Origin of the sequence: Nonomuraea purpurea (assembly GCF_042650645.1) — a bacterium.
In the GTDB taxonomy this organism is placed as follows: Bacteria; Actinomycetota; Actinomycetes; order Streptosporangiales; family Streptosporangiaceae; genus Nonomuraea; species Nonomuraea purpurea.
Genome location: NZ_JBHSBI010000014.1, coordinates 72,772 through 87,803, shown reverse-complemented (window position 1 = coordinate 87,803; position 15,032 = coordinate 72,772). Strand labels below are relative to the sequence as shown.

Annotated in this window: 13 protein-coding genes; 7 read left to right on the top strand and 6 right to left on the bottom strand. The window is 68.1% G+C overall.

The genetic code is table 11. From position 1 onward, the window contains the following. Positions 1-183: 183 nt before the first annotated feature. The 3 genes from ACFOY2_RS26965 to ACFOY2_RS26955 form a co-directional block, all read right to left on the bottom strand. Complete coding sequence (locus ACFOY2_RS26965; protein ID WP_379530869.1) at positions 184-1,662, bottom strand: replication initiator; 1,479 nt, start codon at positions 1,660-1,662, stop codon at positions 184-186. A 1,482-nt stretch (positions 1,663-3,144) separates the two neighbouring features. Beyond that, on the bottom strand, positions 3,145-3,420 hold the full coding sequence (locus ACFOY2_RS26960; protein ID WP_379530868.1) for a hypothetical protein: 276 nt from the start codon (positions 3,418-3,420) through the stop codon (positions 3,145-3,147). Between the two features lie 547 nt (positions 3,421-3,967). Further along, a complete protein-coding gene (locus ACFOY2_RS26955; RefSeq protein WP_379530867.1) occupies positions 3,968-4,111 on the bottom strand; it encodes a hypothetical protein in 144 nt (47 codons plus the stop codon). Between the two features lie 525 nt (positions 4,112-4,636). Between ACFOY2_RS26955 and ACFOY2_RS26950 the strand changes: the two genes are divergently transcribed. Together ACFOY2_RS26950 and ACFOY2_RS26945 are read left to right on the top strand one after the other, a co-directional pair. Next, positions 4,637-5,974: a helix-turn-helix domain-containing protein gene (locus ACFOY2_RS26950; protein ID WP_379530866.1), complete on the top strand. Its 1,338-nt coding sequence runs from the start codon at positions 4,637-4,639 to the stop codon at positions 5,972-5,974. 680 nt (positions 5,975-6,654) lie between these two features. After that, entirely contained in the window at positions 6,655-7,182 is a 528-nt protein-coding gene (locus ACFOY2_RS26945) for a DinB family protein (RefSeq protein WP_379530865.1), read from the top strand. 678 nt (positions 7,183-7,860) lie between these two features. Here the strand turns inward: ACFOY2_RS26945 and ACFOY2_RS26940 are convergent. Beyond that, the gene (locus tag ACFOY2_RS26940) at positions 7,861-8,679 is read right to left on the bottom strand and encodes an oxidoreductase (protein WP_379530864.1); all 819 of its coding nucleotides are present in this window, start codon (positions 8,677-8,679) and stop codon (positions 7,861-7,863) included. A 369-nt stretch (positions 8,680-9,048) separates the two neighbouring features. Here ACFOY2_RS26940 and acs point away from each other — a divergent pair, with 369 nt between their 5' ends. The 5 genes from acs (at position 9,049) to ACFOY2_RS26915 (ending at position 13,410) form a co-directional block, all read left to right on the top strand. After that, positions 9,049-11,022, top strand: coding sequence for an acetate--CoA ligase (gene acs / locus ACFOY2_RS26935; protein ID WP_379530863.1), 1,974 nt, complete (start codon positions 9,049-9,051; stop codon positions 11,020-11,022). Between the two features lie 345 nt (positions 11,023-11,367). Next, positions 11,368-11,523 carry a Na+/H+ antiporter NhaA gene (locus ACFOY2_RS26930; protein ID WP_379530862.1) on the top strand — a complete coding sequence of 52 codons (156 nt, stop codon included), beginning with the start codon at positions 11,368-11,370 and terminating at the stop codon, positions 11,521-11,523. A gap of 69 nt (positions 11,524-11,592) precedes the next feature. Next, positions 11,593-12,033, top strand: coding sequence for a phage holin family protein (locus tag ACFOY2_RS26925; RefSeq protein ID WP_379530861.1), 441 nt, complete (start codon positions 11,593-11,595; stop codon positions 12,031-12,033). Further along, entirely contained in the window at positions 12,023-12,943 is a 921-nt protein-coding gene (locus tag ACFOY2_RS26920) for an alpha/beta fold hydrolase (RefSeq protein ID WP_379530860.1), read from the top strand. The genes ACFOY2_RS26925 and ACFOY2_RS26920 overlap by 11 nt, the downstream gene beginning before the upstream one ends. Further along, a complete protein-coding gene (locus ACFOY2_RS26915; RefSeq protein WP_379530859.1) occupies positions 12,940-13,410 on the top strand; it encodes a DUF309 domain-containing protein in 471 nt (156 codons plus the stop codon). The genes ACFOY2_RS26920 and ACFOY2_RS26915 overlap by 4 nt, the downstream gene beginning before the upstream one ends. Here the strand turns inward: ACFOY2_RS26915 and ACFOY2_RS26910 are convergent. Both ACFOY2_RS26910 and ACFOY2_RS26905 read right to left on the bottom strand, forming a co-directional pair. Then, positions 13,361-13,975 (bottom strand): TetR/AcrR family transcriptional regulator, encoded by a 615-nt coding sequence (locus ACFOY2_RS26910; RefSeq protein ID WP_379530858.1) that lies wholly within the window; start codon positions 13,973-13,975, stop codon positions 13,361-13,363. The two genes, ACFOY2_RS26915 and ACFOY2_RS26910, sit on opposite strands and share 50 nt — an antisense overlap. 33 nt (positions 13,976-14,008) lie before the next feature. Beyond that, positions 14,009-15,007, bottom strand: coding sequence for an aldo/keto reductase (locus ACFOY2_RS26905; protein WP_379530857.1), 999 nt, complete (start codon positions 15,005-15,007; stop codon positions 14,009-14,011). Positions 15,008-15,032: the final 25 nt, after the last annotated feature.

Below are 15,032 nucleotides of genomic sequence, written 5' to 3'. Positions count from 1 at the left end.
GGAGGGCCGACCGGCGCGGGCCCACCCACCCACCCGTGGTGCCGGTGACGCACCGCAGGACGAGCACCAGGGCAGATGCCGGGGGACGAGCCAACCCCAACAGCCACGATCCTTCATGGTGCCTTCGGCGCGTCCTGCCAGGCAGCGACCCTCGCCACAGCCGCCCGCCAGCGTCGCGCCGAACTACTCGATCAGCCCATCTCGCCAGGCTTGACGAGCCTGACGATGCTCACGGCCGAGCTGTTCGGCCAGCACCCGATCGCCCACGGAGCGATAGCCGATCCCGGCCAGCCGCCAGTCGCCCACCAGCAGCCTCGCCGACCCCTGCTCGCCTTCCTCCGCCCACGGGTCACCCTCCCGCGCCCGCTGCGCTACCCGCCAGGCCCGCCGCGCCTCACGCAAAGCGGCGAACGTGGTGGAGTAGCGGCGGCTCTTGGAGGTGACGTGCCCCCGGAACCCGAGCGTGTGCACGTGGCGGGCCAGGCGTAGCACCCGGCAGGTGCCCAGCCGTGCCAGCCTGCGCACCGTCGCTGTGAGCGCCGCCACGTGTACCGGTACCGCGCGGCCCTGTTCGAGGTCCAGTTCGCCGGTACGCGGCCGGGACGCCGACAGGCCACTGACGGTGTCGGAGACGGTCTTGGTGGCGTACTTGGCCAGATAGCCCGCGACCCGTGCCCGGTCGATCTCGCGGGGTTGGATCGGCCGCACGTCGAGCTGAGCGCCCCACCGGGCCACGGCCGCCGCATGAGCGTCCACGACGGGCATGGGGACGCTCACCCGGTGCGCCGCGTGTGCGAGTGCCGCCGTCAGCAGGTTCACATCCGCCCACGCCGGAGGCGGGATCACCTGGTCCGGATCATCGGGATTGACGCCGTCCAGGCGTGCCAGCACATGCAGGTGCACCACGCCCCGCTTCTGGAATTCGGCCACCTTGGCATAGGAGACACGCAGCAGCTCCCGGACCCGCCGCACCGTCACCGGCCGCCCATTCAGAGCGGGAGCCAGCGCCGCCAAAGCGCGATACACGTAGATCACCGTGCGCCGCCACAACTCCCCCACGTGGGCGTTCCACAGCACCAGCCCGGCCAGGTCCGCGCAGTCCTCACACAACGGAGCCCCCACCAGGCCATCACCGGCGTCGTGACGTGCCGGGCACCCCAGCGGCCTGCCGTGCTCACACGTCCTCTTGCCGCGCCGGACCGTCCGGCACACCCCGCCATCGCGGGCAGCGTGCACCCGCCCGAAGCTGGGCGCGGTGAAGGTGGCCAGCACCAGCGGATGCGTCACCCGCCCGTCATCATCGAAGCCGCCGCCGTCATCCCCGCCGTCGCCGTCGTCATCGGCCGCGATGCTGTCAGCGTGGCCATGGTCACGTGGGGCACTGTCGCCGGGGGTGACGCCACCAGCGAACACGTGCCAGGCATCGGCCCGGTAACGTGCCGCGCACGGCGGGCAGACGCTCTCGCGGCGATCCTTGCACGCCACCAGCAGCACCCCGCCCGGCTCATCCTCGCTGCGGTAGGTGGCCTCAACCTCTCCCGTCGCCGCGTTGACCGTCATCGCCGAGCCCGACAGCCGCACAGGGCGCACGCAGTGCCCGGCCCGTTCCACCTGAGCCGACCACCGCCGGTATCCCTCGTCATCGGCAACCCGTTCGATCATCTGTTCAAGCACCGGCCCGGCGTGCATCCGTCCACCTCCCAGCATCGGGCGCGTCCCTCACACCCACCATGCCAAGCCGTACTCGAACACAGATTCTAATAGTTCACTGCGATGCCATCACGGCATACCAGCCCACACCCCGACCCCGCGCATGCTAGAACCCCCGACCGCAGACGGCACCGCCCCCTCACGGCCTGCGCATTTACCCACCGCGCCCAGAGAGCTACCTTGGCCTCATGGCGCGCAGACGCAAGCGACGCAAGCTCGGCAAATGTGCCGATCGAGGCTGCAACAATCCCGCCAGCGTATGGATCATGGGCAACATAAGCGTGTGCCTCGACCACAGCGGCCCACTACAGAACGGGTCGTGGCCAACGGGGACAGGACTTCCCTCCAACTGGCAAGAACGCTGGGATTGCTGACCTGCACAGCGACCAGCGCGACCAGCGTGTGATGAGTTTCCCTACTACATCAAGCCCGCCCGGCCGAGCCGGACGGCACCCCGCCGAAACGATCTTGGTGCGCTGCCCCAGGCGCGCGGAAGTCCTCCACCCCTCCAGGGACGGCACGTGCCTTATCAGTCGTGCCGCCCCTGGTCGGGGCTCATCCTCGGACTACCCAAGGACCCGGCGGGCTGTAATCGCCGGGCGGCCACATGTGAACAGCATGAAGGCCGTACACCGCATCATGTGGGACGCACCCCTGCATGCACGTCAACCCCAGCGCATTTCCGACGAAGGTTGGCCCACTCTTGACCAGCCTGATAGCCCGCCACCCACCCCCCTCACCCTCCCGCGTTGCCGCCCCCATCAATGGGAGTGGAGACACGCCACACCACATCTGTGGTCACCCAACACGCCCGCGTGATTGCGGCCCCCGCCGCTCCCGCCGCCGGGGAGGGTTCCCCTCCCCGGTCCCCTCCCTGGGGGAGGGGTTGCACCCCTCCCCTTGCCCCCTCCCCGCTCGCGCATCGCTTCGCTCGCGCGGAGACCGCATTGCTCCGCTCGCGGTCAACCCCACACCCTCACGGCCCCGCACGACCGCATCAGACCATCGCCGACACCCCGGTACCGCGCCCAGGCGGCCACGGCCACGGGACGCGCCGGCGGGCCGGACATCGGGACTGCGCGCGGCGCTGACGCGCCGTGCTCGCCCTCGCCACCCCGACGGCACGCCCTCGCCGCGACCGCCGACGCCCCCAGCAACCCGCACGACCCTGGCGGGCGCGTCACCCTCACCAGCTTCAGCACCGCCCACGCCGCATGCCGCATGTCCGGCCCACTGGTCAGCGACACACGCACCCACCACACCGGTACCCACGCGCGAACCCTGCGCACAGCCCGGTACCCCACACAACGGCGGAGCCCTTGGCCAACTCACCACGGCAACTACGAGGTGAGCGGCCAAGGGCTCCCAGCCCCCACGGCGGCCAAAGCCACCGGAGGCTCTTCAACCCGGCACGTGGCCAGGACATCCCACGAATCAGCCGTCGCTGACCACCTCCTCCGCCGCAAGCCGGTACTTCAGCCGCCCCATCGGCGCAGGCCCAGAATTTCCTACGCAGCCGCCCGTCGCCTCCGGATCGATTCTTACTATCAGCCCCTCGCCAACCAGCTTCCGCAACCAATGCCGCATGTAATCAGGGCTACGGACGTAATCGAAATACGCGCATACCTCAGCTACGGTCGCGCCCTTGGGGAAGCCAGCCAGACATTCAAGAATCTCTTCCCGCCTGCTCTTCTGTCCGGTCTTTACCATTCCGGCTCCCCTTCCCTATAAGTCGGCTGCTGAAACGACTGGCGCAAGCGGATACCACCGCGTTCTGCCAGCACATTCACGAATCACCGAGGTCCCAGCCATCACACGGGGGTGGGTGTGGTCGGTGATGGCTGGGACCCCACCCCGGCGAGTCCGGCAGGCGGCAGCCGGACATCAGCCAGGGCCATCCCCAGACGCCTCCCGGACCTCACACCGGGCAGCCATTGGCCATGCGTCTGGAGGCTCTTGTAAGGGCCTTGAATTTACGGCTGTGGCTCATCATCGGGCCACGGTGGTCTCCAGCGAACCCGCACACGCGCCCACGCACTTGGACCTTTGGCGATGATCTCGTCTTTCCGGCGGTGCCACTCCGGCTGAGAGTTCAGGTAATGGTCGATCACCTCTCGCCCCTTCGGGCTACTCTGCGCCGCATCCCACGACCCGTACCAGTGCCAGAGGCAATCGAACACGTAATCCGGTGATGGCAAATTCCCCCGTGGCCGACCCACTATCAACGAGACCGGCTCTCCGCTCACGCCGCCCGCCGTCACTGGAAACCCCTTGGGGCGACCCCGTGAATGGCCAGGTACCGATCCCGGTAAAGCCGTTCGATCCGCAGCGCCGCTGTCTCCACCGCCGTGGCCGGGCACGAGGTGTACCGCCACTGCGACGCCTCATCGAGGCTGTTCATGCACCATCGGAAACGCCACCCGTCCGGGCCCCACTCACACCACACCGCAATCCCAACCGCCCAGATCCCCACCAGTGCGATCCCCTCGCGCGCTGAGACTCGGGACTCGATACCGAGATGACGCAGTTGATCGGCCACCTTTTCGGCCAGGCTTAGCGCCGGGCATGGGGTGTCTGCGGTTACCGGAATTGCAGAAGGCGGTCGATGCCGCAGAAGATCAGCGTCACGTGGCGTCTCTTGCCTCCCGGCAGAGCCGACGCTCGTCATCTCGGGGCTTCCGGCGCGATTTGAACGCCTCTCGCTGTCGTTCCCGGTTGCCGGATTGGCTCTATCATGTTCCATAGGTCAGGACCTCATTTCCTGATCCAGGGAGCCGTACGGCGTGTCAGCGCGCCTGCGGCTCCCGCTATTTCCCTGTGCGTTTCTCCTTTGCAGTGCCATGATGAAGACATCTGGGGGACATTAGAAGCGATCACGCGTGGCACGCGCGTGGTTGCCACGCCTACCACGCTTGCGAGGGGTGTCGTGAACGGTCGAGTTGCTACCGAGAAGGCCGGGATTCCTCTTTGGGCCGTATTCGGCAAACTTCTCCGCCTTTGGCGCGATAAGTCCGGCATGGGCCTCCGTGCGGTGGCGGACGGCATTCATGTCGATTACTCCGCGCTCGCCAGATGGGAGCGAGGAGAACACCGCCCCAACTCAGACGCGATCCCTGCCCTTGACGCCCTTCTTGAGGCAGGCGGGCAACTTGTTGCGTTCCATGCCGCTATCGCCGAGCTTGACCGGTTGCACGGGAGTAGGCTGGTCCCTTCAGAATCAGCAGCCTCAGCCCAGGACGAGGATGGCGATATGGAACGCCGTGCAGCTATTCAGCTCCTCTCCGCGCTCAGTGCCGGAGCCGCGATACCAGCGGGAACCCTGGAGACGGTCTTGTCGGGCGTTGAGCGCGCCCTTGGTGTCCGTGACGATCTTCGCCTTGACGACTGGGAGCAAACCGTCCGCACGTACGGTCAGCTCTACTACGCCAAGCCTCCGCAAGCCCTTGTCAGCGACCTGACCGCAGACCTGATTGAGGTTAGCCGTGCCCTCACCCGTGAGAACGCCTTGTCGGTTCGCACAGGCTTAACGCGAGTGTCCGCCCAGTTGTCGGCCCTGATCGCCACAGACTTCAGCGACGCTGGAAATCAGAGGGCTGCACGCCTCGCCTGGCAGACAGCGCGTCGCACTGCCGACGCGTCAGGAGATCGGGACCTGTCAGTATGGGTACGCGCGAGGCACGCTGACAGCGCGTTCTGGCAGGGCCACCCACACAGCGTCGTTACTGATCTCCTGGACGATGCAACTCACCGTTCGCAAGGCATGCCCAGCGTTGGACTTGCTCTCGCATGGGAGGTTCGAGCAAAGCTCCTTGCCACACAGCGAGCAACCGCCGACGCCAACGCTGCTCTCAACGGTCTATCCGAGACCTTTAACCGTCTCCCTCACCATGTCACCACCGAACGGGCTATTGGTAGCTCCATCGGCACCAGCTACCCCGAGGCAGCCGTACACCGCACCAGAGCCTACGTCTACGCCTTCCTAGCCGACACGCGGAACGCACCCAGCGCTGTGGAGCAGGCACTTTCCACATACCCGCAGGGCTTGGCGGGAGGGAACCTCCGTCTCATTCAAGCTCTCACCCTCATTCACGGCGGACGCTTGGACGAAGGACTTCAGCAGGCACTTCCCATCGCAGGCAGCGTGCCTCGATTGACTCCCATGCGTCACTTGATCATTGGGCAGATCCTTGACGCGGTGCCCACGCAGTCACGGAACTTGCCTGCCGCTCAAGATCTCCGCGCGATGGTAGCCCGCACAGTGTAGTGAAGTGCATTTTTGGGAACCCCCTCGGGCCAGTCGCCGCAATGCGTGCCTCTGGCCCGCTGGACTCGCCGTAGACGCTGTCAAGCCCAAGGATATGAAGGACCCCGCCTCCGGCGGGGGCTCAGACTCCGGGATGGCGGGCAAGATCGCTCGGTCCGGGTACGTGAGGGGTTGCTGTGGGGTCGCCTCCCCGCCTGCCATCACCCAGGACAAGCCGAGCATGTCATGGTCAGGGGGTCAAGATCGTTCTTCCAGCGGGGAGCTCCATCTTGCCCCCCTGACCATGACATGCTTCCCTGACGGTGGGCGACGACAGACGGGAAGGCTTGGAGCACGACCCCTGCCGCGAGGGAAACCCCCAGCGTACGACCCGGAAGCTTGGCCCGTGTATGGCCCGCGAACAGTCAGCGACAGTGAGCACCGGTGAGACTCTACGGGACACCCCGACTCCACCTCTTTCGCCTTTCCGCAGGTCAGACAATCGTCAACCCCCTGACCAGGGCCGCAACGATCTCTCCCTGGAATCCACAGCCGAGCTATGTTCTTCTGGGGATTATGGGAGTGGGGTGTGGTGGAGGCTGTGGATAACCGTGTGTCGGGTGTCCGGATTGCGGGGGTGTGCTCGTGCCATCAGGCAAATGAGGACGGTAAATGGCCTAAATTGTCCCTACGGTCGTCCCATGACCACTTCGTCGCAGACCCCGGCCCCGTTTCTTCCAGGCGAGCGCGGTGAACTGCTGCATGCACTCGCGGAACAGCGGGCGCTGCTGCTGATCACCGTGCGCGGCATCACCGACGCCCAGGCCGCGGAGCGCACGACCGTGAGCGAGCTCACTCTGGGCGGCATTCTCAAGCACCTCACCCGGGGCGAGCAGGTGTGGACGCAGATCATGGCCAAGGGGGACGGAGAACTACCGGACGGCATGCTCGACATGGAGCAGTACCGCATGGTCGAAGGCGAGGCCCTCGCCGAGCTGCTGGAACAGTACACCGCTGCCGCTCAGAGAACCGAGGAGTTCGTGGCCACCCTGCCGGGCCTCGACCAGAGCGTTCCCCTTCCCAAGACTCCATGGTCCCCACCAGAGACCGTCTACTGGTCCGCGCGCCGGATCCTGCTGCACTTGATCAGGGAGACAGCCCAGCATGCCGGACACGCGGACATCATCCGGGAAGCACTCGATGGGGCCAGCACCACCGCTCAACGGTGACCGCGCGGCGTTCAGGAGGAAAGCCCATGGAGGGTAGAAGGGCCGACGGTGGGGTGGGCCTCGGGTGAAGAAGTTGGGGAAAAGGGGCGACCCCCGCCGGGGGGGAGAGCGGGGGTCGCCTGATCGGTCCGGCTCCGGGGGGGTAGAGCCGGTCCCGTTTCAGAAGAAAGCTTTCATCACTTCACCGGAGCCTGGCAAGGGACTTGCAAACCTATCCCTTGCAAGATCGCTCCAGTTTCTGGCGATACCACCGTATGCTGCCCGATCGACTCGAGTTTCGTCGAGGAGCAATCTCGCATTTTCGCCAAGTTTTTTCGTGGACCGATAACGATCACATAAAGACGATCACTCTCTGTGATCGTCACGGCTTGGCAACCGGGGCCGCGGGGTGGAAGGGGCTCGAATGTTCGAAGGTGCGGGTCGGCGGGCGGGTAAAGGTCTTGGTCCAAGGGGTTCCCATCAGCGCGGATCCGTCATAGAAAGGGGTTACGGACCACTTGTCCGGGTGCATCAGCCGGGTACCCACGCGCGACCAGCCGCGGGAGGCGCGTCGTGACGGGCTTGACCCGTTCCGACGAATACAGGTGCACGCTTGGTAACCCGGTGTGATGCACCGGCAGACGGCGTCTCTTGACTGAGACGCCGTCAGCTATGTCAGATCGGCCGGATCGCGCCGACTCAGCCCCTCTGCATGGCCTCGCAGATGGCGGTCGCCTCACGTACGCCGAGGGTCACCGCGGAGGCACACTGTTGTACCCAGCGGGCCACACCCTCAGGGGTCCCGCTCAGGTACGCACGCAGCCCGTCCGCGTACGGCAGCTCAAGGTGCCCCACCTCGACGGCGACCAGGGACTTCGGGTCCAGCCCGTACTCCACCAAGGTCAGGCGCTCGGCCGCGCGGGCCACGACGCCGTCGGCCACCCCGAACGGACGCAGTACGGCCAGTTCCGCGTGCACCACGGCGGCCAGCACGAGCGCGGGGGCCTTCGTGGGCTGTTCCAGCAGGCCGAACAGGCCCTCCATGCGCGCCGCGGCCTCTTTGGCGCTCGGCGCGGCCCCCAGATTCGGCGGGCCGGCGGCCTCGCCCTCCGTCTCGGGACGGCCCAGAACGGTCTCATCCCCCGACCGTGGGCGGCCCAGGGCGGCGTCGGGGACGAGGCCGACAGCGGCCACGCTGTGCAGGCGGGCAAGTACCTGCCTGGGCGCGTTACGCCAGGTCGAGCCCAGACGGCCTATCTCCGCCGAGACCCGCAGAGCTCCCTGGACCAGCGGGTCGTGGATCTCGTCTCGTCGCAGGGCGTCCAGAGGGACGTCCACGCCCTCGATGGCGGCCGACGCCCTGGCGCCGCGCAGGGACGACTCCGTGGACACCGCCGGGCTGGCGCGGCGCAGGACGCGGTGGCGGTACAGCTTGTCGACGGCTTGTCTGGCCTCGTCCACCGCCTCGGGGACGCCGGGGAACTGCGCGATGACGGCCAGCGGGTCAGAGGCGTTCACGAAAACTGACCTTACCGGCGAGTACGACCCCGCCCATGTGACGGGCCCATCCCACGACACAAAGTGAGGGGAGCTCATGAGTACGGCGGTCTGTGGCGGGTAAGCATGGGCCTCGTGACAAGGAGTACGGCGACGCCAGATGCGGGGAGTGAGCGAGCCCGAAGGAACCCGAGGGGGCCCATAAAGCCACCCCCCGAATATCCCGATTTCAAGATGACAACATTTCAATAGCATTTGTCATGGGCCCTAAGATAAAACCCCGCCCCCAAGCCCGACGGTACAGACCTGTCTAGACCTCTTGTGTGGGACGGCCGTGAGCTGGTGAAGTGGGACACGACCTATCCAACCTGGCCATAGAAGGAGCACGAGGTGGCCCCGGAGACCCCCGGTAACGAGACCCAGGCGCTGTCCAACCTGCTGCAGGAGAACCGCCGGTTCGCACCACCGGCTGACCTGGCGGCGGCCGCGAACGTGACCCTCGCCTCATACGGCGAGGCCGCCGCCGACCGTCTCGCCTTCTGGGAGAACGCGGCCGACCGGCTGACCTGGGCCAGGCGATGGGACACGACGCTGGAGTGGAACGCCCCGTTCGCGAAGTGGTTCGTGGGCGGGCAGCTCAACGTCGCCTACAACTGCGTCGACCGCCACGTCGAGGAGGGCCGCGGCGACAAGGTCGCCTACCACTGGGAGGGCGAGCCCGAGGGCGACACCCGCACGCTCACCTACAACGACCTGAAGACCGAGGTGAGCAAGGCCGCCAACGCGCTGATCGAGCTGGGAGTGGGCAAGGGCGACCGCGTCGCGATCTACATGCCGATGATCCCCGAGCTGCCGATCGCGATGCTGGCCTGCGCCCGCATCGGGGCGATCCACTCGGTGGTGTTCGGCGGGTTCTCGGCGAGCGCGCTGAAGAGCAGGATCGACGACGCCGACGCCAAGCTGGTGATCACGGCCGACGGCGGCTACCGCAGGGGCAAGCCGAGCGCGCTCAAGCCGACCGTGGACGAGGCCGTGGCCGAGTGCCCGCAGGTCGACAACGTCCTCGTGGTACGCCGTACCGGCCAGGAGGTCGCCGCCGGCGACAAGGACGTGTGGTGGCACGACCTGGTCGAGCGCCAGAGCGACGAGCACACCGCCGAGCCCCACGACGCCGAGGATCCGCTGTACATCCTCTACACCAGCGGCACCACCGGTAAGCCCAAGGGCATCCTGCACACGACCGGCGGCTACCTGACCCAGACCGCCTGGACGCACCACGCCGTCTTCGACCTCAAGCCGGAGACCGACATCTACTGGTGCACGGCCGATATCGGCTGGGTGACCGGCCACTCCTACATCGTGTACGGCCCGCTCGCCAACGGCGCCACCAGCGTCATCTACGAGGGCACCCCCGACACCCCGCACCGCGGCCGGTTCTGGGAGATCGTGCAGAAGTACAAGATCACGATCCTGTACACGGCGCCGACGGCGATCAGGACGTTCATGAAGTGGGGCGACGACATCCCCGCCAAGTACGACATGTCCAGCCTGCGCATCCTGGGCTCCGTCGGCGAGCCGATCAACCCCGAGGCCTACGTCTGGTACCGCGAGCACATCGGCGGCGAGCACTGCCCCGTCGTCGACACCTGGTGGCAGACCGAGACGGGCGCCATCATGATCAGTCCGCTCCCCGGCATCACCTCGGGCAAGCCGGGCGCCGCGATGCGCCCGCTCCCGGGTGTCACCGCCGACGTGGTCGACGACCAGGGCAACAGCGTCCCCAACGGGGGTGGCGGCTTCCTGGTGGTGCGCGAGCCGTGGCCGGCGATGCTCCGGACGATCTGGGGCGACGACCAGCGCTACATCGACACCTACTGGAGCAGGTTCGAGGGGATGTACTTCCCCGGAGACGGCGCCAAGAAGGACGAGGACGGCGACCTGTGGCTGCTCGGCCGCGTTGACGACGTCATGCTGGTCTCCGGCCACAACATCTCCACCACCGAGGTGGAGAGCGCGCTGGTCAGCCACCCGAAGGTGGCCGAGGCGGCCGTGGTGGGCGCGACCGACCCGGTGACCGGTCAGGCCATCGTGTCGTTCGTGATCCTGCGCGGCACGGCGGAGGAGAGCGACGACATCGCCTCCGACCTGCGTGACCACGTGGCCAAGACGCTCGGCCCGATCGCCAAGCCGCGCCAGATCCTGGTGGTGCCCGAGCTGCCGAAGACGCGTTCCGGCAAGATCATGCGCCGCCTCCTGCGCGACGTGGCCGAGAACCGCAGCGTCGGCGACGTCACCACCCTGGCCGACAGCACGGTGATGAACCTGATCGCGGACAAGCTCCCCTCCGCCAAGTCCGAAGACTGACCCCATTGGGGCGCATGTCCGCATATATGGACATGCGCCCCCAGCAACAGAGCTCTACGAGTGGACGGGGGCGGGGGTCAAGAAGGAGTTCATCCACGGCGACCGGCGCAGTCGCGCAGAGCGGTCCTGCCGATCAGCGCCCCTCGGCCTGCTGACCCGACTCATGCCCTGCGCGGTGCCAGTATCAGCGGGGGTGAAGCCGGACGGATCCAGCGTGGGCACTATCTTGTCCGATCGGGTAGTTCTTGGAGTGATAGCGGAACTCGTCCTCGGGAACTTCGGCGGCGCCTGGCTGTCAGTACAGCTCGGCCTGGCGAAACTGTCGGATGAGCTCCACTGGGGGACATGGCGGCCGTATCGTTGCTGGCCGTGATCGGGTTCATGATGTCACTGCTGATCGGCGATCTGGCGCACGGCGACGACCGGCAGCGCGCGGAGGCCGTCACCACCGGGATCCTCGCGTCGTCGCGTCGATCCCGGCGGCGGTGCTGCCTCACGTGAGGGTGCGCAAGCGCCGTATTGCGCTGGATGATGTTTGACAGGGCCATCAGGCCTCGATAGGAGACGTTCATGCCGCAGACTCCCGAGGAAGAATCCCTGGGCTCGCTGGTCGCCCAGGCGAGCAGTCACATCTCGTCCCTGGTCCGCTCGGAGATCGAGCTGGCCAAGGCCGAGTTCAGGTTCGACGCCAAGCGGGTCGGCACGGCCGGTGGCCTGTTCGCCGCCGCCGCCTTCATGGCTCACCTGTGTCTGATCCTCGCCTCTTTCACGATCGCGTTGGTGCTGGCCCAGTGGCTGCCGATGTGGGCTGCCTTCCTCATCGTGACCGTCTTCTACCTGGTGGTCGCGGGTCTGCTGGTGTTCATCGGGGTCCGGCGGCTGAAGGGCCTGGCGGGGATGAAGCGTACGGCCCAGTCGATCAGGGATCTCAAGGAGATCGCCACCCCCGACGAGCCTGCGCTGCCCGCGGTCCGTCCTGACGGCGAGCCGGTGACCCGCGATGGCACCTGACGAGTCCGTCGTCCGGATCGAGGGCCCCTGGACGCACCGAGCGGTCCACGCGGGCGGCACCCGCTTCCACGTGGTCGAGGCCGGGCAGGGCCCGCTGGTCCTGCTGCTGCACGGGTTCCCGCAGTTCTGGTGGACCTGGCGTCACCAGCTCGCGTCGCTGCCGAAGGCCGGATACCGGGCGGTCGCCGTCGATCTGCGCGGCTACGGCGGCAGCGACAAGCCGCCGCGCGGCTACGACCTGCCCACGCTGGCCGCCGACGCGACCGGGCTGATCAGGGCGCTGGGCGAGACAGGGGCGATCGTGGTGGGCCACGACTGGGGCGGGCTGCTGGCCTGGACGATGGCCGTGCTCGATCCCAAGTGCGTACGCCGGCTGGTCCCTGTCTCGGCCCCTCACCCGCTGCGGCTGCGCAGCGCGTTGATGACGGACCTGGCGGGCCAGTTCAGGGCCAGCCGCCCCGCGCTCGGCTACCAGGTGCCGCTGCTGCCCGAATACCGCCTCACCCGTCGCGACGCGGCGCTGGTCGGCAGGATGCTCGAGGAATGGTCGGTGCCCGGCTGGCCCGACGCCGAGACGGCGCGGACCTACCGCCAGGCGTTCGGCATCCCGACCGTGGCGCACTGCGCGCTGGAGTACCATCGCTGGTTCGGCCGCTCCCAGCTCCGTCCGGACGGCCGCCGCTTCGCCAGGGCGATGCGTACCGAGGTCGAGGCCCCGACGCTGCACCTGCACGGCGCGCTCGACCCGAGGGTCCTGCCGCGTACGGCGCAGGGTTCGAGCCGCTACGTGGCGGCCCCCTACCGGTGGCGGCTTCTTGAAGGGGCCGGCCACTTCCCCCACGAGGAGATTCCCGACGTGTTCGACACCGAACTGCTCGGTTGGCTGGACGATCCGGAGCCCGACCGATGAGAGACCGCGACCCCGAGGGCAGGCCGCGCAACGCCAGGCCGCGCGACGCGTACGGCAGGCCGCTCCCCTACGGCTCGCCCGGCGTGCCCAGAGTGCCCGACGACTACGCGCCCACCACCGAGCAGGCCCTGGCCGACGGCCGCCGCTTCCTGCGTGAGGGGCTGCCGTTCAACGCCCACGAGGTGTTCGAGGGCCGCTGGAAGTGCGCGCCCGAGGACGAGCGGGAGCTGTGGCAGGGGCTGGCGCAGATCTGCGTCGGGCTCACGCACCTCCAGCGCGGCAACGGGCGCGGCGCGCTGACCCTCTTCAGCAGGGGCGCGGCCAAGGCGCAGGGGTACGGCGGCGCGTACGACGCCGTCGGCAAGGCGGCCTGCGGGCTCACCCAGGACAGCGACCCCGATCAGGCGATCGCCCTGATCATGGAGCGGCTTCCAGGCTGGCGCGGCCCGCGATCAACGCCCGTGTGACACCGGCCGCGCGCCGGACCGCGATCTCCACGGCCTCCTCCCCCGCGCCGAACATCCCCAGGCGCAGCAGCCCGGCGTGCCCGTGGGCGCTGGCGGCCACGGCCATGCCGAGCGCCTCGGCGGCCGTCATGTCGCCGTCCGACAGCTCTGTGGCGGCCGTGCGGAAGGCGTCCTTGACGGGCCGGGTGGCGCGCTCCAGCTCCGGATCACCCATCGGCGACAGCGTGCCGAACAGCGCCTCGAACAGCGTCGGGTGCCTGGCGGCGAAGCGCACGTAGCCCCTGGCCACCGCCGTCAGCCGCGCCTCGGGCGAGTCGCCGCCCTCCTCGGCCAGCACGGCCGCGACCAGCAGCTCGCCCGCGCGCAGCCCGACGGCCAGCAGCAGCTCGTCGCGGTCGGCGAAGTGGCGGTAGGGGGCGCTGACCGCGACCCCGAGCCGCCTGCTGGCCTCCGCCAGCGAGAACCCCTGGACGCCCTGCTCGGAGATCAGCTCAAGCGCCGTGTCGATGAGCGCGGCGCGCAGGTCGCCGTGGTGGTAGCGGTCACGTCTGGTCGTCCGGGGCACCGCCTCAGGTTAGCGAGTCATCCGGGGCTCCCATTAGCGGGAGGCGTCCGCCGATGCCGACAGCTCGTTCAGCCTGGCGACCTCGTCCTCGGTCAGCCTGAACGCCATCGCGGCCGCCGCCTTCGTGGCCTGCTCCGGCCTGGACGCCCCGCTGATGGCCACGACGGTGTCGCCGTAGCGGGTGATCAGCCAGTTCAGCGCCACCTGGGAGACCGAGGCCCCGTACCCCTGCCCGATCTCCCGCATGGCCTCGACGAGCGGCGCGGTGCGCGCGAGCCCCGCCGCGCTCAGCTCGCGCCGTCCGAAGAACCTGCGGGCCGGTGGCGCCGACCTGGCCAGCGTGGGGTTCTCGTGGTAGCGCCCGGTGAGCAGCCCGCCTTCCAGCGGCGAGTACGCGATCAGCGTGACGCCCAGCGACCGCGCGGTCGCAAGGACGCCGTCGCGTTCGACGTCCCTGTGCAGGAGGCTGATCCTGACCTGGTTGGCGGCCAGCGTGACCCCCTCCGAGGCCAGCACGCGGTGGGCGAGTTCGAGCTGGCGGGCGGAGAAGTTGCTCACGCCGACCGATCTGATCCTGCCCGACCTGAGCAGCCCCGCCATGGCCCTGAGCTGGTCCGGGATGCCGGACAGGCTACCGGTGGGCATGTGGATCTGGTGCAGGTCCAGGGGGTAGCCGCCCAGGTGGGCCAGGCGGTCGCCGATGGTTTTCGTGATGCTGGCCGAGGTCCGCAGGTGCGGCCGCCACTTGCTGGCGATGACGACCTCGCCGGGGGCGACGCCGCACTCCTTCAGGGCACCGGCCAGGGCCCGTTCTGACCTGCCGTTGCCGTACATCTCGGCGGTGTCGAACCAGGTCATGCCGCCGTCGAGGGCGGCGCGCACGATGGAGGCGACCGCCTCCTGGCCGATGGGGTTGATGATCAGGCGCGTGTAGTTGGCGGTGCCGGCGAACTGCATGCAGCCCAGTCCGATGGGGCTGATCTCGATGTCCGTTCCGCCCAGTCGCCGCATCTCCATGTGATTGGCTTTCACATTGTGAGAAGCTATCACATCAAAG